Consider the following 16,464-nt stretch of genomic DNA (forward strand, 5'->3'; position numbering starts at 1 on the left):
CTTTAGTCGTGCGACTTGTCGAGTTGTTATCTCATGACAAGTTTGCGAGTTGGTGAACAGTTCTGCCTAATGCAACATGCCGAGCTTGCGCTTATTCCGAGTTCGTGGCGTTCTGCAGGTGTCCTTCGGCTGAATCGGCGAACTCAGGCGTGTCGAAGACCTCTCCGCCCAGCGGGTCGACGGCGCGAGAATCTGCGGAGATGTCGACGACGCCGGTATCAGGATCGATGTTGACCGCGTGCTGCGGGACCTCGTGGACCGCGACGAACATGTGGCTGTCACTCGGATCGGTGGTGATACCCGACTGTGACGGTGTCAGCCCCGCGAAACTGGACGAGATGTTCAGGTCGCGCAATCGTTTACTCGACGGTTGTGGCACGTCGACCGAACTGTTCGTGGTCGAGATCCGCAAGTACCGAGGAGCTGCGGCGACCTCGTATCGGAATGCCTTGAGCATGGACAGGCAGGCCAGCACCATGATGATCGAGAACGGCACAGCCGTCGCGATAGCCACGGTTTGCAGGGCCGTCAGAGATCCGCTGCCGCCGACGAGGAGCAGAACAGCTGCGGCAGCGCCGGACAGGAACGTCCAGTAGACCCGGGTGATCTTGGATGTCTCCAGGTTGCCGCCCGTCGCGAGGATGTCGATGACGATCGAACCCGAGTCGGCGGACGTCACGAAGAAGAACACGATGACAACGATGGCGAGAACACTCGAGATCGTTCCGAGCGGAAGCCCGTCGAGCAGTGTGAACAACGACGTGTTGGTGTCGACGGCGCCCGACGCGTCGAGCATGGTGCCCTCGTTGCGCTGACGCAGGATCCCGGAGTTACCGAAGATCGTGAACCACAGCGAACCGACGAGAGTGGGCGCGAGCAGTACACCGAACACAAATTCACGGATGGTGCGTCCACGAGAAATGCGGGCGATGAACATTCCGACAAACGGCGCCCAGCTCATCCACCATCCCCAGTAGAAGATCGTCCACGCGCCTGCCCAGCCGTCGTCGGCAAACGGAGAGGTGCGCAGCATCAGTTCCGGAAGGGCCTGAACGTAGCCGCCGAGGTTCTGCACCCAGGACTGGAGAAGGAACAGTGTGGGGCCGAGGACCAGTACGAACAGAGCAAGGGCCGCGGCCAGGATCATGTTGATGTTGGAAAGCCACTTCAGTCCCTTGGTGACACCGGAGACCACCGAGAAGGTGGCCATACCCGTCACGATGACGATGATGGCGATGACCAACCAATTGTCGGTCTCCACCCAGCCGAGGTAGTCGAGGCCGGCGGTGATCTGCTGAACACCGAATCCGAGCGATGTTGCGACGCCGAACAAGGTGCCGACGATCGCAACGACGTCGATGGCATGCCCGATCTTGCCCTCGATGCGAGCGCGTCCGAGCAGGGGTTCGAGGAGCCAACGGATCGACAGGGGGCGACCCTTGCGGTACGTCATGTACGCCAGTCCGAGACCGACAACAACGTAGATCGCCCACGCGTGCAGACCCCAGTGGAACATTGTCAGTTCCATGGCCTGATTTGCGGCCGCGTCGGTGGATCCTGCTACCCGACCCGCGACCGGCGGGTCTACATAGTGCGAAAGTGGTTCTGCCACTCCGTAAAACACCAAACCGATGCCCATGCCGGCACTGAAAAGCATCGCAAACCACGACATCATGCCGAACTCGGGTTGCTCGTCGTCACGGCCGAGCCTGATGTTGCCGATCCGGCTGATCGCGCAGTAGAGAGCAAAGACCACAAATCCGGTGGCGGACAGGATGTACCACCAGCCGACACCGTCGGTGATGGCGTTGTTCAGGCTCTGGAAGGCGTCGGCCGCAGTTCCGGAATAGATCACGGCAAAGGCGATCAGCCCGAAGATCACTATCGATGCCGGGACGAATACGGGTTTCCGTAGTCCCCTCCACGCGTTTTTGACCGCAGTCATCTCGCTCCTTCACACAGTTCAGCGTGCTTGTCGCACTCCGGCGACATCGTCGACGCGCTCAGCCCTCGTACGGCGGCCACAGGTCGCGTAGGCGGGCATGCGCTCGCACCATCGCAGTAAAGACCGGGCTATTGCTTTGCATCCCAAACTAACGGCAGGCTTCCGGCAACTCAACTGAACGAAAGATGCTGCACTGTCGTGATATTGCTTCTGCTTCTTTGAATTTCCGTCGTAAAATGTTGCACGGTAGCAATATTGGCGTTCGTGACGTAGGTTCGATGACGAATTCTCTTGGGGCTGAGAGGGGGTGTCAATCTGTTGCGCTTCAGGGCTATTGCGCAATTGTCAAATTCTGCGAAACTCTTTGTCGGTCAGATCCTTAACTCGCGATCTTTCGCCATATCAATGATGAACGGGGTCGATACCGAAACGTGACTGTGACGGTCGCAACTATGTGCGCTGCCGCCCCTTTTTGCCTGCTCGGCCAATGGGTCGATATTCGCGCAGTTGCGCTGTATCGGTGCGACCATGGTGGCTATGGAGATTCGGAATGCGGTGGAGCAACTTCGCGCAGGGTCCGGTGCTGCGAAGATCTTCGACGAACCGTACGAGACCAGTGATGGAACCACGATCATCACGGTTTCGCGCCTGCACTGGCGATTGCGCGGCAATCCCATTCCGGTGCCCGTTGGAGTGTTCTCCATTCGGGACGGCAAGGCGCTATGGGTGCCGGCAACGGATCACTCGAGAATTGCGTTGTTGGGGGAGGTCATCGGATTGGCGGCCGCCGTGATCGCAACAGCGGCAGTTCTTCGTCGACCGCCTTGGCCGGACTTGTCGATTCCGACTTGTTGATTCAGGGGGGTGACGCGGCGGCGCGCAGGTCGACAGTCAGGTCATGTTGCAAGAGAGGGACATTCGACGTGAAATCCACTCGGTTCATTGTCGAGGAACTGTCGGCGTAGCTCGACTAGGAGGCGGACCCTTTGCCTCGCGTGCCGAGCGGTCAGTCGGCAACGGAAAATTCTTCATCCCTTCGAGTTGACAAGCCGCCGGAGTCCTGCCATTCTCGTTTGCAGGTCACGAGTACCAGTGTTCAGCCCCGGCTTGCTGGTCGGCAACCCTCCTCCGCGGTGGGGTGCTCCGGGTGACGACCCGGCTGTATCCGAAAACGGATGCGGCAAGCGCGGGCTCTTCCGGGAACATCACCCGAAAAATGAGTCCTTGAACGTGAGGATTGTCTTCGATGACTGCTGTTCTGAGTGCCGATACCTGCACCGCTCCCATTGCCAAGGTTTCCGGCGCCGACCTGCAGGTTCCCCTCGTCCAGGGCGGCGAGTGTTCATACGCGAACTTCGACTACGCAGCGAGCGCGCCGGCATTGGCCCAGGTCACCGACCGTATTGCGGAACTTCTTCCCACGTACGCCAGCGTCCACCGTGGTGCCGGATACGCCTCCCGGATCTCCACACTGACCTACGAGAACGCTCGCGAATCGGTTGCACGCTTCGTGAACTGCGCCGACGATCAGGTTGTCGTCTTCACCCGCAACACCACGGACTCGCTCAACCTCCTCGCCCAGTCCGTGCCCGGTAGCACCGTCGTCCTCGACGTCGAGCACCACGCAAACCTGTTGCCCTGGAACGACGCTCGTATCGTCACGGCCGCCGATACCGTCGAGGAAACCATTGAACGACTGATCGCGGAGCTGTGCACCAAGCCCGCCGCTCTCCTCGCTATTACGGGAGCGTCCAACGTGACCGGCGAGATCCTGCCGATCGCACGCCTTGCGGACATTGCGCACCGTTGTGGTGCACGCATCCTCGTCGACGCTGCTCAGTTGGCTCCCCACCGTCGTATCGACCTGCAGGAAAGCGGAGTCGACTACCTCGCGTTCTCCGGTCACAAGTTGTACGCGCCGTTCGGTGCCGGCGTCCTCGTCGGCCGCCGCGACTGGCTCGACGAGGCCAAGCCGTACCTCGCCGGTGGCGGTGCTGTCCGTGAGGTGACCATCGAGTCCACCGAGTGGGCCTGCGCTCCCGCCCGTCACGAGGCCGGTTCGCCCAACGTTCTCGGTGCTGCTGCAATCGCCGCCGCCTGCGACGCACTGACCGCGCTCGACTTCGATGTGATCGCGGAGCACGAGAAGGCGCTCACCGCTCAGCTGACCGACGGACTGGACGCCATCGCGGGCGTCAACCTGCTCCGCTTGTGGGCCGATGCTCCCGACGCCGTAGGAATTGTCACCTTCACCGTCGACGGATACGAAGCCGGCGAGGTTGCCGCATTCCTCTCGGCAGAACACGGCATCGGCGTCCGCGACGGACGCTTCTGCGCGCACCCGCTGCTTTCTCGTCTCGGCCTGTCCGGCGGTGCCGTCCGCGCCAGCCTCGGATTGGGCAGCAGCTCCGACGACGTGGATCGCCTGATCAACGCCGTGAGCATCCTCGTTTCCAATCAGCGTGATTGGAACTACGAGAAGACCGCCGGTGCATGGAATCCCGTGCCCGAGACCCGCACTTTCCTTGGTGGCACCGCCGGCGACGCCGGCGCAGCCGAATGCGTCTGAGCTCACATCCGGATGCACTGACTGAAATAGGCAACTAACATGGCAGGCATGACAACTGCGACGTTTGGAATGTGTACGAGCTGACGATCGTCTCGCGCTCACCCCTCCCTCCATACTTTCGGAGATACACATGTCTTCTATCGCATCACACTCGCTGCACGTAGCTGTTGAGCTGACCGGATTCGGCCACCATCCCTCCGCCGAAGGAGCTCCCGGAAACCTGCCACTCATCGGCGCAGACTACTGGGTGGATCTCACCGAAGGTGACACCCTTCTCGATCTGACGGCCTTCCCTGTCAATGTCATTCGAATCCGTGCCGCCGACCTGCGTGACGCGCAGGCTCAGCGAGCCCAGATCCGCGCAGCGATTGCCGAGGACGGCCGCGATCCCGATTCTGTTGCAGTATTGGTCGATCTCGAAATCCTGATCGCTCCGGAAGCGCGCGCTGCGCGTAAAGAGTTGGCGCAGTTGGATAGTGCGCTGAACGTTCCGCGAGTCCCGGCTTCGCTGCACTACGTCGGTACGCCGTCCGGGCTCGGCAGTTTGATCGCCGATATTCGGGCCGCCGACGTCGCAGACGGTGTGACCTTGCTCCCGTTGTCGCTGCCTCGCACTCTCGAACATCTTGTCGGCGAAACCATTCCGTGGCTTCAGTCGCGGGGGCTGGTGACTCCGGCGACAGCTGTCGACGAGGTTCTCGGTCGCTTCGGGTTGCCGCAGCGTCAGCGCACTCTCGCGTCCTGATCGTCAATTGCGCCTGCGTACAGGTGGAACAGCGACGGTAGTTTGTCGGCGCCATCCACCTGTGCCAGGAGCGTCCAGCACTGTGCCGTGACGGATCGCGCCCGCTTGCCGATCCAGTTGGTAGGCAGTAATTCTGGCGGCAGCAGCGGATCCGGTTCCATGGCTCGCGTGAATTCCGCCGCGAGTTCGATGGTCATCGTGACAGCATCGATGGCTGGGGTGTTCTGCAGTGAGTGCAGGCGCGCGGTCGCTACGTCGAGTAGTCGTTCGTATCCGGCCGCGATCTCGTCCAGTGGCCACAACTGCGCGGCAATCTTCACGGGGTCTTCGAGGGTGCCCACCGTCAGATCGCGAGTGGTCAGTGACGACAGGTGCTGTTCGACGTCGAGGTTGGCGGCCACATCGAGAACATACGGTTCCCAGGCGTGCGGCGAGACGTACAAGCCGCCCTGTAGGAGTGCGCCGCCGAGGTAGATCACCCTGGTGCGCAGCGTATCTCGCGCTTTCCGTGACGACTCCGGAATTGCGAATCCAACCAGATGCCAGTACCCGTCCCATGGCGTCGTGGTGCCGCGATCTTGTTGATAGGCCAGCCGAACGAATTCGACGTCGGGTTCCATCTCCCGCACGGCTTTCGGCGTGGCTCGTAACGTGGCCTGCCGCCCGCGCCCTTCCTGTGTGAACTTTCCTTCGGCGACCAAACGCTTGATGCACAGCCGAACCTGTTGATCGGTTTTGTCGAGGGCGCCGGCGGTGGCGTAGAGAGTGTGGCCGTCGACAGTTCCGTCCGCGCGCAGTAGTCCCTCGATCAGAATCCTCGTGGGTACATCGACGTCCCTGTCCATTCGTCGGCCCTTTCCTCGCGTCTCGACATTTTCTCCCATCACTGTACTATCGAATGCAAAACGATCGTTTCAAATTCATACGTTAGGTCGAGAAATGGCAGTGCGATCGGTGAGTGAGCGGAAGGGCAACACTCGTTTGCGCAGGTGGATGGTTACTTCCCTGGGGGTGGTCGGCGTTCTGATCGTTGGACTGGTGGGCTGGACTCTGTACCAGAACAGCTACGACCTCCGTGAGGAAAAGGTGACGATCACCGGGGGTTCGGTGCCGCTACAGGGAATCCTGGCCCTTCCTGAACAAGATGAAGGTCCCTTCGGGCTCGTGGTTTTTGTCCATGGCGACGGGCCGATCGATGCAACACACGAGACCTTCTACCGGCCACTCTGGGAGGCATTCGCAAAAGCGGGGTACGCGTCACTCTCCTGGGACAAGCCGGGAATCAACGGGGCGCCGGGAAATTGGCTCGATCAGAGCATGGAGGACCGGGCCACGGAGACGGAAGCGGCAATCGAGTGGGTGCGGGGACGCCCGGACATCGATTCCTCTCGGATTGGCCTGTGGGGTGCAAGCCAGGCCGGGTGGGTGATGCCCAAGGTGGTGAACCTCGATCCTGACATCGCGTTCGTCATTGCAGTGAGCACCGCGATCAACTGGCTCCAGCAAGGTGAATTCAACACCCTTGCAGAACTTTCCGAAAAGAATGCGTCGGCCGACGAGTTCGAGAAGGCTCGGGTGAACCGAGTGAAGAACTTGGACCAGTTGGCCCGTGACGCGTCGTTCGGCGATCTCGTGGCGTCCGGCGAGGCTGAGGGTCTCACTGAAGACCGGTGGAATTTCATTCGGAAGAACTATCGATCGGATGCACGAGCCGATCTCGAAACCGTGGATGTACCGGTGCTTTTGATACTCGGCGGCCACGACGTGAACGTCGACGTCGCAGACACGGAAAGGGTGTACCGCGAATTGCTCGACCCACCAGGTCAATTGGTGGTCAAGAATTATCCCGACGGGACTCATTCGCTGGTGAAGAAGAATCTCGAAGACTCGGAACTGATGTCGACGCTGGTGGCTGTTCTCGCTCCTCGTTCGCTCTTCGTGCCTGGGTATCTGGCAGATCAAACTGCGTTCTTGGAGGGAATCGGTCGCTGACGAATCACAGTCAGTTCTGGGTGTGCGATCCAATGCGACTTCGGATTTCGGCGTCGACGCGATTGGGGTCTTTGGGACTGAATGAGGGCGTCCCGCGGCCGGTGAGGGTGAGTACCACAGCGGTCTCCTTCCATGGGCGTGACAGATCCAGGCTGTACCACGAACTGAAATCTGTTGTTCCCCAAATTCGTAGGCGTCCGCTCAGCCATGACATGACTCCGAGGTCGACGGATTCGATCTGCGAGTACGGAACGAACTTGCTGACAAAGGGAAAGTAGTAGTGGCGGATCGTGACGCCCTGATCGTCGAGCCGGACCGTTCGGTCCTCGTAGATTGTCGATGTTCCTGCACTCACAGTGATAACCCGGTTCCTGCTGTTCGATGCTCTCGGCGCTTGCCTGAAAACCAACCATACAGTCTCTAGTGGAACGGGCCGCCTTTGCCGGGAGTCAGACGCTGGCGGGCCTTGCGACGACGAGATCGCATACCGCGATCTGGGCATTGCCGATTGCTGTCTGGACCGGTTCGCAACTGCTCGATGCTCTGGCTAGTGCAAGAATCGCGGTGAGTAGGGCGGTGTCGGGTTCTCCTTCGAACGGACCATGCTCGACGTCGAGCTTTCCGGCTCGCAACTGCTTTCGGGCGTTGATTCCAAGTTGTGAAATGACTTCGTCCATCGCGGTCAGGCACTGGGCGAGCGCTCCGATCGACCAGTAGAGATCAGCGGCAACGATGGGTGTCTCGGACGCCACGGCGCCCGCGCGGCGTAATCGATGATGGGTGTCGAGGAGCATCTCGGGCAGCCCGTGTTCTCTGGATTGTTCCATCCCGCCGCCTTCGTAAGGTGTAAAGTCAGGTTATTCAATTACGGTAAAGCAGGGCGGTAAGGGATGCAAGTGGTTTTAGACGATTACGTCGCCGGTGCGTCGTTTGCGACCGACCTCGTCAACACCTCACCTCGGGTGTGGGTAGAAGTCGGTGATGTGTTGCCTGACCCCCAGGCGCTTCACGATCTGCTGGGTGAACACGGACTCTCGCCGGATGCGCTCCGCAACGGGCGTCGGCCGACCAGCGGTGAACTTGCAGACGTTCAGGGGCTGAGAGAGGAGATTCGTTCGGTTCTCGATGCTCCCACCGCTGACGAACTCGTTGATCGCACTCATCGACTCCTGCAGACCGTCCCGCATCACGTTCGACTCGAGCTGGATTCCCAGCACGGCTATCGGTGGAATGCAGTACCGGACAGCATAATCGATCTCGCGGGTGAACTCACGTTGTTGATCGGCTACTCGTTGCTGGGGACTCTGCGCACATTGGGGTACGAACGGTTCCGCTCATGCGCATCGCCGACGTGCAACGGGGTGTTTGTCGATACGAGCAGGGGAGGACGACGCCGATACTGCATGCCGGGGTTGTGCGGCAACCGAATCAACGTCGCGAATCACCGTCAACGGCAGCGTCGCACCTAGCCTCTGCGCTCGCCCGGTCGATAGTGACAATCGAACAGAGTACGACCGACTGTATGGGTCACTTCAACGAGATCCAGACCACGTCAGTCCCGCACCATTGTCGCCATGGCAACTTCTAGTAGATGGCGGCTCGTATGAAAGCTCGTTCTGTCTCCGCGACAGCAGTTATCGGCGTTGGCGTGTTCGCCTTGGTTGGGTGTGGCGATACGACCAGTCCCGAAGGTTCGGTCGGCGAGTATGCGAAGGACGGCAGTTTCACGACTGTCATCAACGCCGATCCGGGAAATCTGCATCCCCTGATCACCAATCTCACGTCGACTCAGATCGTGAACGCGTACTCGTACGATTCGTTGATCGACATCGATGCGCAAACACGCACTGTGCGTCCGTATCTCGCGGAAAGCTGGAGCGAGGAAGGCAACACGCTGAAGTTCGTGCTCAAGAAGGGCATCACCTGTGCCGACGGCACTTCCTTCACAGCACAGACCGCGGCCGACGACATCAACTGGGTCATGGATCCTGAAAACGCTTCACCGCTGCGCGGATCCACTGTGCCGATGTCGACGGTCGCCTCGGCGGATGGTGACGAACTGACGGTAAGCACGGCGGAACCAGCTCCCTTCCTGCTCTCCCGAATAGGCTCGATGCGGCTTCCGTGTGCTGCGACGCTCGAAGACCCGGCCGGCATCCGTTCGAGTAGTAACGGAACGGGTCTGTTCAAGGTCGTCGAAGTTGTTCCCAATGATCACATCACGATGGAACGCCGCGACGGTTACACCTGGAGCCCGAACGGAGAGACCACTTCCGATACTCTCGGGGTGCCGAAGACCGTGACTATCAAGATAGTCACCGATCCGAGTACGACGGCGAATCTTGTTCTCACCGGTGGGGTCAATGCCGCAGCGGTGACCGGTTCGGACGAGGAACGAGTCTTGGCAGCGGGTCTGGATTCGAAGACATACACCACGTTGTCCGGGGAGTTCATCTTCAATCATTTCGCGGCCCTACCCACGGCAGACCGCGCTGTACGACAAGCTCTCGTGCAAGCAGTCGATCTGGACGACTACACCGAGATCACCACCGGAGGTAAGGGAACCCGCGCACGCGCACTCGCGGTTTCGGAACCCCTTGCCTGCGATTACAACAGTGTGGAAGGAACGATCCCCGAATTCGACGTCGACGCAGCAAAGAAGACTCTGTCCGATGCCGGCTGGAAGGCGGGGACCGACGGCGTCCTGGCAAAGGACGGGCGAACGCTTGCCCTCAACGTGATTTTCAACAATGCGCGCGACACGCACTCTGCTGCTGCGGAATACGTAGCGACACAATGGGAAGGGCTTGGCGCGAAGGTGAAACTGACCGGCGGCGATTACAGCTTTGTCATCGCCAACACGTTCAGCACCACCGACCTGTCCTCGTGGGACGTCTCCATCGGTTTGACGCTGGGCAGTGATACGCCGAGTATCTTTGCGAAGTACTTCACCGGTCCGCCGAAACCGGAAGGGGTCAACTTCGCTTCCCTCGACAACAAGAAGTACATCGAATTATCCACTCAGGCTTCGCTTCTTCCCGGCGACGAGTCGTGCAAGATCTGGGAGGAAAGTGAGCGTGCATTATTCAACGACGTCGACCTTCTTCCGGTGTCGACGGCTCCCGCCCATATGTTCTTCAACGGAGCAACTTCGATTTACCCGCCTTCGAGCGGAATCCTCCCGGGCTCGGCGATCCGGGTCCTGAAGTAGGCCGCAATCGGCGCACGGGCACCGACTGATTTTGTCAGTCGGTGCCCGTATTGCCTGCTTATCTGCGGGTATTGATCATTCGAAGGGCAAACCGGAAGACCACCGCGGCGCCAACGCCGACAGCAAAGCCGGCAAGAATATCGCTGAGTAGGACTCCGATACCAACGCCGAGGACCGTCGCGGCGGCGACGGCTAGGGCAACATCAGCGCGTGGAGCGGCTATCGCGAGGTCCTTTCCCGAGAATCGAACGAGTGCCGGTCAAGCGGAGCATGCCATAAAACCGTGGTCTGTGGTGTGACGTTGCGGGCGAGCCCGGCTCACAGCGATCGGACATCGTCGTGGTGAGTCCATCCGGGCGCGGTGAGGATGACGGCCGTGACCGTAGTCAACGGCGAGAGAGGGCCGAGAGCCTCGAGGTCGTCGTCGTCCTCGACCTCAGCCCAGAACTCTTCGGTCGAAACATCAAGGCCGAGAACGATCCATGGCGCCCCAGCTTGTTGGAATGCGTAGGAGACGGACCCGCTGCGCGGAACTGTGGAATCGAACAGGCGATCGCCGACCGGATAGCCTTGCTGTTCTCCGACCAACGTGAACGCCTCCGGAATGAGGGAAGCCTCGCGCAGGATGCTATCGACGGTGTTGTCGAGTTCACGCTGTGCGCTGATTTCTTCGTCCGCGACCCAGCCTGAGAACTCCGAAAAGCGCGCGCAACACAAAACGTGTGAGCCGCTGGAGTCGCGGTAGAGGCGAAACACGGGAAATCCACCAGGCACGTTGGGCGACGGTACCAGAGCCCCGAGTAGGTGAACTTGCTGTTTCGGCAATCAACGTTGCGCCAGTTTTGAAGTGTAGTCATCCTGGAAACATGAGCCACGAACACCATGACCATGCAGATCACAACCATGCAGATCGCAACCACGCTGACACGACTGAAAACCCGTATGCCAAGGCCGATGCACAATTCTGGAACTCGCTGTACGAGGAACGCCCAGCCCGCTGGAGTGGAAACCCCAACCCGCAGTTGATCGCCGAGGCTTCAGACCTCGAGCCCGGCACAGCGCTCGACGTGGGCTGCGGCGAGGGCGCCGACGCTCTGTGGTTGGCACGCCGTGGGTGGAAAGTCACCGGCACCGATATTTCGTCTGTAGCGCTCAGTCGCGCAAAGGCCCATGTCGAGGGCTCGGACGTCGATATCGAGTGGCTGGAAGCAGACCTGACCAAGTGGGATCCGCAAGGCCGCTCGTTCGATCTGGTGTCTGCGCAGTTCTTCCACATGCTTGAACCAGCACGCGGGGAACTGTTCCGAGCACTCGGGGAACTGGTCGCGCCGGGTGGCCATTTGCTGATCGTCGGCCACTCGCCCCACGAGTCGCCCACGGAGCATCATCGGGCAATGCTGCATACCCCGGACTACGTGGAATCGCTGTTCACGGATGGGTGGAAGGTGTTGGTCTCGGAGTCGCGGGAGCGCGATCTTCCCGCGAACCCCGAGATGCATCACACCACGGATACCGTTGTGCTGCTTCAGCGATTGAGCGCGAGCACCGACAACAACTCGTAAGCGACGTGAGCTGCTGCGATACCGGTGATCTCGGCGTGGTCGTACGCCGGCGCGACCTCGACGATGTCGGCGCCGACCACGTTGAGACCCACCAATCCGCGCAGCGTGTTCAATAATTCACGAGAAGTCATGCCGCCCGCTTCGGGCGTTCCCGTGCCCGGAGCGTGGGCGGGATCGAGTACGTCGATGTCGACGGAGACGTACACCGGGCCACCGTCGAGGCGCTTACGCATGCGCTCGACGATGCTGGCGACGCCGTCGACCTCGTAGTCGTCGCTGCGGATCACCTGGAAGCCGAGCACGCGGTCGTCTTCGAGGTCCTTCTCACTGTAGAGCGGTCCGCGGATTCCGATGTGCTGCGAGCGCTCCATGTCGATGAGGCCCTCTTCGCTGGCGCGGCGGAAAGGTGTTCCGTGTGTGAAGGGTTGGCCGAAGTAAGTGTCCCAGGTGTCGAGGTGAGCGTCGAAGTGCAGGACGGCTATGGGCCCGTGATCGCGGGCCAGTGAGCGCAGGATCGGCAGTGCGATGGTGTGGTCGCCGCCGAGCGTGAGCACCGAGGAACCGTCGGCGCGCAGGTCGGTGACCGCGGATTGAACCGTCGTCAGTGCTTCCTGCATGTCGAAGGGGTTGACGCCGATATCGCCGAAGTCGGCAACCTGCTGGTTGGCGAAGGGGGATACCTTCAGCGCGGGGTTGTACGGACGCAGCAGTTTCGACGCAGCGCGAATGTGGCCAGGTCCGAAGCGTGCGCCGGGCCGGTAGCTGACCCCTGAATCGAAGGGGACTCCCAGGATGGTCACGTCGGCGCGCGATACCTCGTCCAGTCGCGGCAAGCGCGCGAAGGTGGTCGGTTCGGCATATCGGGGGACGCGTGTTGCGTCGACTGGTCCGATCGGTGCCCCGGAGTTGTCGGCTTCGGAATTGTTGGTGGCCATGTTCGGGGTCCCCTGCTCGTGAATGGGCACATCGATGATGTAGCTCTCTAGGCAAGTATGGTTTCTTCAAGAGGCTCAATTGTCAACCCTTGTTTCCTATAGGGGACAGAGCTGTGCTGAAGGAGTTGCTGCGTGGTCAAGATGAAGGACAGTTCGGAGCCAGGTGGACCGCAGATCGGGTCCAGGCTCAAGGCTGCCCGCCAGTCGAAGCGATTGACGCTCGAATATCTGGCCGAATCGTGTGGCGTGACCAAGGGATACCTGTCGAAACTCGAACGCGACCATGTCAACGCGTCGGTGGCGACCTTGATCAAGGTGTGCGCGGTGCTCGAGATCCCGGTCGGCTCGCTGTTCGAGAACGCGTCTGCAGGTGAGGTGGTGCGCGCCGACGCCAGGCCGCAGATCAGTTTTGGCGGCGAGAGGATGTCGGAGTTCCTACTCACGCCATCGAACGAGCGTCGCATCCAGGTGTTGATGAGCGAGATCGAACCAGGTGGTGGAAGCGGGCGGGAGTACTACAGCCTGCCGGTCGATGTGAACTTCGTTCACGTCCTCGAGGGCGGTTTGCGGGTGTCGTTCGAGGGCGGAAGAACTGATCAGGGAAGTGAGTCCGTCGACGCGGAGGACGTGGTCCTGCAGGTGGGGGACTCGTTCACCTTTGCTCCGCGTCACAACCACAGTTTCTCGGCTGAGGGTGCAGTGCGGGCAAAGGTTCTGTGGGTGTTGAATCCGGCGTTGCCGGAGGGTCCACGCATACCCGCTTGATGTTGAGTTTTGAGAAACTCTAGTTGACAGATGTGAGGTCGCAGATCACCCTTTGTAGTCGTCCCCGTCGCATACTGACGTCACGGAACTTCTCGAGGAGTGCACGATGAATGTCGATTCCCTCCGTGTCGGACTGTTTCAGGGCCCGCTCACATCGAAAGACGTCATTGCTTCGGTGCAGTTCAATCTGGAGGCGATCGGGGCGGCAGCACACACAGCGGCAGCGGCCGGTGCATCGATCCTGGTGACGCCGGAGATGTCCACAACGGGGTACAACATCGGCGGATTGCTCCGAGCGCGCGCGGAAGCGGCGGACGGACCGATTTTCGACGCCATCGCGGCGGTGGCAGTGAGCGCGGGCATCGCCATCGTCTACGGCTATCCCGAACTCTCCGACGGCGATGTCTACAACAGCGTGCAGGTAGTAGGGCGCGATGGCCTATCACTTGCCAACTACCGCAAGACGCATCTCTTCGGGGCTCTTGATCGTGAGAATTTCACGCCGGGAGACACTTTGGTAGCCGGATTCGATCTTGGTGAAATCCGGTGCGGCCTGTTGACCTGCTACGACGTCGAGTTTCCCGAAGCTGTTCGTGCACATGCCGATGCCGGTACGCAATGGTTGATCGTGCCCACCGGGTTGATGGCGCCGTTCGAACACATTGCACAGCAAGTTGTTCCGGCCCGCGCCTACGAGAGCCAGATGTTTGTCACCTACGTCAATCGCTGTGGTTCGGAGTCCGCGCTCATCTACTGTGGATTGTCGTGCGCGATCGATCCGACCGGCAGGGAACTGGCCCGAGCGGGTGCGGAGCAGGAACTGATCTTTGCCGATGTCTCCGCCGCCGAGGTGGCTCGATCACGTTCCGTCAATACACATCTCGACGATCGTCGACTCGATCTGTACCCCGCTTATCGTTCCCGCCGAGAGGGCCGTCGATGACCATTCCCGTAGCTCCGGACAGTTCCTCCGAACCTGGGCCGCTGCCTCCGCTGACGATGTTCGGCCCCGACTTTCCCTTTGCATACGACGATTACGTGTCAGACCCGGCTGGGTTGGGTTCGGTGCCCGATGTCGCATTCGGTACCGAAATCGCGGTGATCGGCGGCGGGCTGGCCGGTATGATTGCCGCCTACGAGCTGCTCAGGATCGGACTCAAACCGGTTGTCTACGAGGCAGATCAGATTGGCGGCCGAATGCGGTCGGTCGAATTCGACGGGTATCCAGGCGTGGTCGCGGAGATGGGTGCGATGCGCTTCCCGCCGTCGTCGACAACGTTGTTCCACTACCTCGGCGAGATGGGACTGGGGACCGAGGAGTTCCCCAATCCGCTGGCGGAAGTCACGCCGAGCACCGTCATAGATCTCAAGGGCGAGAGCCACTATGCACACACACTCGAGGACTTGCCGCCGATCTTCACGGAGGTCGCACAGGCGTGGGCGCGCACTCTTGAAGAGAGTGCCGACTTGATTCCGATGCAGCAGGCAATTCGGGACCGCGATACCGCCGAGATCAAGCGGATCTGGAACGACCTGGTGGTGCGTTACGACGACCAGACGTTCTACGGATTCCTTGCCGCGTCGAAGCACTTCAAATCTTTTCACATGCGGGAAGTGTTCGGCCAGGTCGGTTTTGGTACCGGCGGCTGGGACACCGACTATCCCAATTCGATCCTCGAGATCCTCCGCGTAGTCGTCACAGCAGCCGATGACGATCACCGAGGTATCGTCGGTGGGTCGCAGCAGTTGCCGTTGCGACTGTGGAACCGTTCCCCGGCGCACATGAAGCACTGGCCGGCCGGTACGACGGTGTCTTCGCTGAACGGCGGAAAAACCCGGCCGCGTGTCACTGAACTGCGACGCACCGAACCTTGCCGTTTCACGGTGGTCGATGCCGAAGGTTTCATCCGAACATATGCAAGCGCCGTTGTCACCGTGCAGAGTTGGATGCTTCTCAACAACATTCGCTGCGCCGACGACCTGTTCCCGATTGATCACTGGACTGCAATCGAACGAACGCACTACATGGGCTCGACCAAGGTGTTCGTTCTCGTCGATCGTCCGTTCTGGAAGGACAAGGATCCCGAGACCGGTCGCGATTCGGTGTCGATGACACTGACCGACCGCATGAGTCGCGGCACATACCTCCTTGATCAGGGGGAAGGGAAACCAGGCGTGATCTGTCTGTCGTACACGTGGTCGGACGATTCGTTGAAGTTGTTGGCGCTGAACGCTACCGAGCGCATGGAGATCATGTTGCGCTCATTGGAAGAGATCTATCCCGGTGTCGATTTCCGTAGCCACATCATCTCCAGTCCGGTTACGCTGTCCTGGGAAACCGAACGTGACTTCATGGGTGCTTTCAAGGCGAATCTGCCCGGGCATTACCGGTACCAGGAACGGCTGTTTTCGCACTTCGTGCAAAGTGACCTCGAACCGCGTCATCGCGGAATCTTCCTCGCGGGCGACGACATCTCCTGGACGGCGGGTTGGGCGGAAGGTGCGATCCAGACAGCGATCAACGCCGTCTGGGGCGTCGTCCACCATCTCGGCGGTTCTACACCGTCCGAGAATCCAGGCCCGGGGGACGTCTTTGCGGATCTGGCGCCGATCCGGCTGGGGGACTGACCCGAGATGTGCAACTGCCGGATTGTCGTGCCGGGGGTGGGTTGATACTCCGATCGGGCACGAACTTTTCCCGGTGATGCACGTAACACTGGAAAGTGTTCGGATCCAATAC

Annotated in this window: 16 protein-coding genes and 1 riboswitch; of the genes, 10 read left to right on the forward strand and 6 right to left on the reverse strand. The window is 60.4% G+C overall.

Going from position 1 to position 16,464, the window contains the following annotated elements; translation table 11 throughout:
- Nucleotides 1-91: 91 nt before the first annotated feature.
- Nucleotides 92-1,945, reverse strand: coding sequence for a BCCT family transporter (locus FFI94_RS02700; protein ID WP_138871630.1), 1,854 nt, complete (start codon nt 1,943-1,945; stop codon nt 92-94).
- A 537-nt stretch (nt 1,946-2,482) separates the two neighbouring features.
- Between FFI94_RS02700 and FFI94_RS02705 the strand changes: the two genes are divergently transcribed.
- The 3 genes from FFI94_RS02705 to FFI94_RS02715 all read left to right on the forward strand — a co-directional run bounded on the left by FFI94_RS02705 (nt 2,483) and on the right by FFI94_RS02715 (nt 5,259).
- Entirely contained in the window at nt 2,483-2,800 is a 318-nt protein-coding gene (locus FFI94_RS02705) for a hypothetical protein (RefSeq protein ID WP_397495117.1), read from the forward strand.
- Nucleotides 2,801-3,023: 223 nt separating this feature from the next.
- Nucleotides 3,024-3,138: riboswitch (SAM riboswitch) on the forward strand.
- 53 nt (nt 3,139-3,191) lie between these two features.
- Nucleotides 3,192-4,514, forward strand: a complete 1,323-nt coding sequence (locus FFI94_RS02710; protein ID WP_138871632.1) for an aminotransferase class V-fold PLP-dependent enzyme — start codon at nt 3,192-3,194, stop codon at nt 4,512-4,514.
- A gap of 130 nt (nt 4,515-4,644) precedes the next feature.
- Nucleotides 4,645-5,259, forward strand: a complete 615-nt coding sequence (locus FFI94_RS02715; protein ID WP_138871633.1) for a hypothetical protein — start codon at nt 4,645-4,647, stop codon at nt 5,257-5,259.
- Here FFI94_RS02715 and FFI94_RS02720 read toward each other — a convergent pair.
- A complete protein-coding gene (locus FFI94_RS02720) occupies nt 5,238-6,143 on the reverse strand; it encodes a PaaX family transcriptional regulator C-terminal domain-containing protein (RefSeq protein WP_138871634.1) in 906 nt (301 codons plus the stop codon). The genes FFI94_RS02715 and FFI94_RS02720 overlap by 22 nt on opposite strands.
- A gap of 109 nt (nt 6,144-6,252) precedes the next feature.
- Between FFI94_RS02720 and FFI94_RS02725 the strand changes: the two genes are divergently transcribed.
- The gene (locus tag FFI94_RS02725) at nt 6,253-7,251 is read left to right on the forward strand and encodes a S9 family peptidase (RefSeq protein ID WP_185993372.1); all 999 of its coding nucleotides are present in this window, start codon (nt 6,253-6,255) and stop codon (nt 7,249-7,251) included.
- A 10-nt stretch (nt 7,252-7,261) separates the two neighbouring features.
- Here the strand turns inward: FFI94_RS02725 and FFI94_RS02730 are convergent, their stop codons facing one another.
- Together FFI94_RS02730 and FFI94_RS02735 are read right to left on the reverse strand one after the other, a co-directional pair.
- The gene (locus FFI94_RS02730) at nt 7,262-7,606 is read right to left on the reverse strand and encodes a hypothetical protein (protein ID WP_138871636.1); all 345 of its coding nucleotides are present in this window, start codon (nt 7,604-7,606) and stop codon (nt 7,262-7,264) included.
- A gap of 94 nt (nt 7,607-7,700) precedes the next feature.
- A complete protein-coding gene (locus FFI94_RS02735) occupies nt 7,701-8,078 on the reverse strand; it encodes a hypothetical protein (RefSeq protein ID WP_138871637.1) in 378 nt (125 codons plus the stop codon).
- A gap of 63 nt (nt 8,079-8,141) precedes the next feature.
- Here FFI94_RS02735 and FFI94_RS02740 point away from each other — a divergent pair, with 63 nt between their 5' ends.
- Both FFI94_RS02740 and FFI94_RS02745 read left to right on the forward strand, forming a co-directional pair.
- A complete protein-coding gene (locus FFI94_RS02740) occupies nt 8,142-8,720 on the forward strand; it encodes a CGNR zinc finger domain-containing protein (protein WP_138871638.1) in 579 nt (192 codons plus the stop codon).
- A gap of 134 nt (nt 8,721-8,854) precedes the next feature.
- Nucleotides 8,855-10,462, forward strand: a complete 1,608-nt coding sequence (locus FFI94_RS02745) for an ABC transporter substrate-binding protein (RefSeq protein WP_138871639.1) — start codon at nt 8,855-8,857, stop codon at nt 10,460-10,462.
- Between the two features lie 318 nt (nt 10,463-10,780).
- Here the strand turns inward: FFI94_RS02745 and FFI94_RS02750 are convergent, their stop codons facing one another.
- Complete coding sequence (locus tag FFI94_RS02750; RefSeq protein ID WP_260683819.1) at nt 10,781-11,236, reverse strand: hypothetical protein; 456 nt, start codon at nt 11,234-11,236, stop codon at nt 10,781-10,783.
- A 92-nt stretch (nt 11,237-11,328) separates the two neighbouring features.
- Here FFI94_RS02750 and FFI94_RS02755 point away from each other — a divergent pair, with 92 nt between their 5' ends.
- Nucleotides 11,329-12,024: a bifunctional 2-polyprenyl-6-hydroxyphenol methylase/3-demethylubiquinol 3-O-methyltransferase UbiG gene (locus FFI94_RS02755; protein ID WP_138871640.1), complete on the forward strand. Its 696-nt coding sequence runs from the start codon at nt 11,329-11,331 to the stop codon at nt 12,022-12,024.
- Here the strand turns inward: FFI94_RS02755 and speB are convergent.
- Complete coding sequence (gene speB, locus FFI94_RS02760; protein ID WP_138871641.1) at nt 11,988-12,959, reverse strand: agmatinase; 972 nt, start codon at nt 12,957-12,959, stop codon at nt 11,988-11,990. The genes FFI94_RS02755 and speB overlap by 37 nt on opposite strands.
- Nucleotides 12,960-13,100: 141 nt before the next feature.
- Between speB and FFI94_RS02765 the strand changes: the two genes are divergently transcribed.
- The 3 genes from FFI94_RS02765 (at nt 13,101) to FFI94_RS02775 (ending at nt 16,352) form a co-directional block, all read left to right on the forward strand.
- Nucleotides 13,101-13,724, forward strand: coding sequence for a helix-turn-helix domain-containing protein (locus FFI94_RS02765; protein ID WP_138873565.1), 624 nt, complete (start codon nt 13,101-13,103; stop codon nt 13,722-13,724).
- A 106-nt stretch (nt 13,725-13,830) separates the two neighbouring features.
- Nucleotides 13,831-14,667, forward strand: a complete 837-nt coding sequence (locus FFI94_RS02770; RefSeq protein ID WP_138871642.1) for a carbon-nitrogen hydrolase family protein — start codon at nt 13,831-13,833, stop codon at nt 14,665-14,667.
- On the forward strand, nt 14,664-16,352 hold the full coding sequence (locus FFI94_RS02775; RefSeq protein ID WP_138871643.1) for an NAD(P)/FAD-dependent oxidoreductase: 1,689 nt from the start codon (nt 14,664-14,666) through the stop codon (nt 16,350-16,352). The genes FFI94_RS02770 and FFI94_RS02775 overlap by 4 nt, the downstream gene beginning before the upstream one ends.
- Nucleotides 16,353-16,464 lie beyond the last annotated feature (112 nt).

It is taken from the genome of Rhodococcus sp. KBS0724, from assembly GCF_005938745.2.
GTDB lineage: Bacteria > Actinomycetota > Actinomycetes > Mycobacteriales > Mycobacteriaceae > Rhodococcus_F.

Excerpts from the sequence above, each read along its gene's own strand:
- FFI94_RS02700 (WP_138871630.1), bottom strand. The coding sequence starts at position 1,945 with ATGACTGCGGTCAAAAACGCGTGGAGGGGACTACGGAAACCCGTATTC.
- FFI94_RS02705 (WP_397495117.1), top strand. The coding sequence starts at position 2,483 with ATGGAGATTCGGAATGCGGTGGAGCAACTTCGCGCAGGGTCCGGTGCT.
- FFI94_RS02710 (WP_138871632.1), top strand. The coding sequence starts at position 3,192 with ATGACTGCTGTTCTGAGTGCCGATACCTGCACCGCTCCCATTGCCAAG.
- FFI94_RS02715 (WP_138871633.1), top strand. The coding sequence starts at position 4,645 with ATGTCTTCTATCGCATCACACTCGCTGCACGTAGCTGTTGAGCTGACC.
- FFI94_RS02720 (WP_138871634.1), bottom strand. The coding sequence starts at position 6,143 with ATGGGAGAAAATGTCGAGACGCGAGGAAAGGGCCGACGAATGGACAGG.
- FFI94_RS02725 (WP_185993372.1), top strand. The coding sequence starts at position 6,253 with ATGGTTACTTCCCTGGGGGTGGTCGGCGTTCTGATCGTTGGACTGGTG.
- FFI94_RS02735 (WP_138871637.1), bottom strand. The coding sequence starts at position 8,078 with ATGGAACAATCCAGAGAACACGGGCTGCCCGAGATGCTCCTCGACACC.
- FFI94_RS02740 (WP_138871638.1), top strand. The coding sequence starts at position 8,142 with ATGCAAGTGGTTTTAGACGATTACGTCGCCGGTGCGTCGTTTGCGACC.
- FFI94_RS02745 (WP_138871639.1), top strand. The coding sequence starts at position 8,855 with ATGAAAGCTCGTTCTGTCTCCGCGACAGCAGTTATCGGCGTTGGCGTG.
- FFI94_RS02755 (WP_138871640.1), top strand. The coding sequence starts at position 11,329 with ATGAGCCACGAACACCATGACCATGCAGATCACAACCATGCAGATCGC.
- speB (WP_138871641.1), bottom strand. The coding sequence starts at position 12,959 with ATGGCCACCAACAATTCCGAAGCCGACAACTCCGGGGCACCGATCGGA.
- FFI94_RS02765 (WP_138873565.1), top strand. The coding sequence starts at position 13,101 with ATGAAGGACAGTTCGGAGCCAGGTGGACCGCAGATCGGGTCCAGGCTC.
- FFI94_RS02770 (WP_138871642.1), top strand. The coding sequence starts at position 13,831 with ATGAATGTCGATTCCCTCCGTGTCGGACTGTTTCAGGGCCCGCTCACA.
- FFI94_RS02775 (WP_138871643.1), top strand. The coding sequence starts at position 14,664 with ATGACCATTCCCGTAGCTCCGGACAGTTCCTCCGAACCTGGGCCGCTG.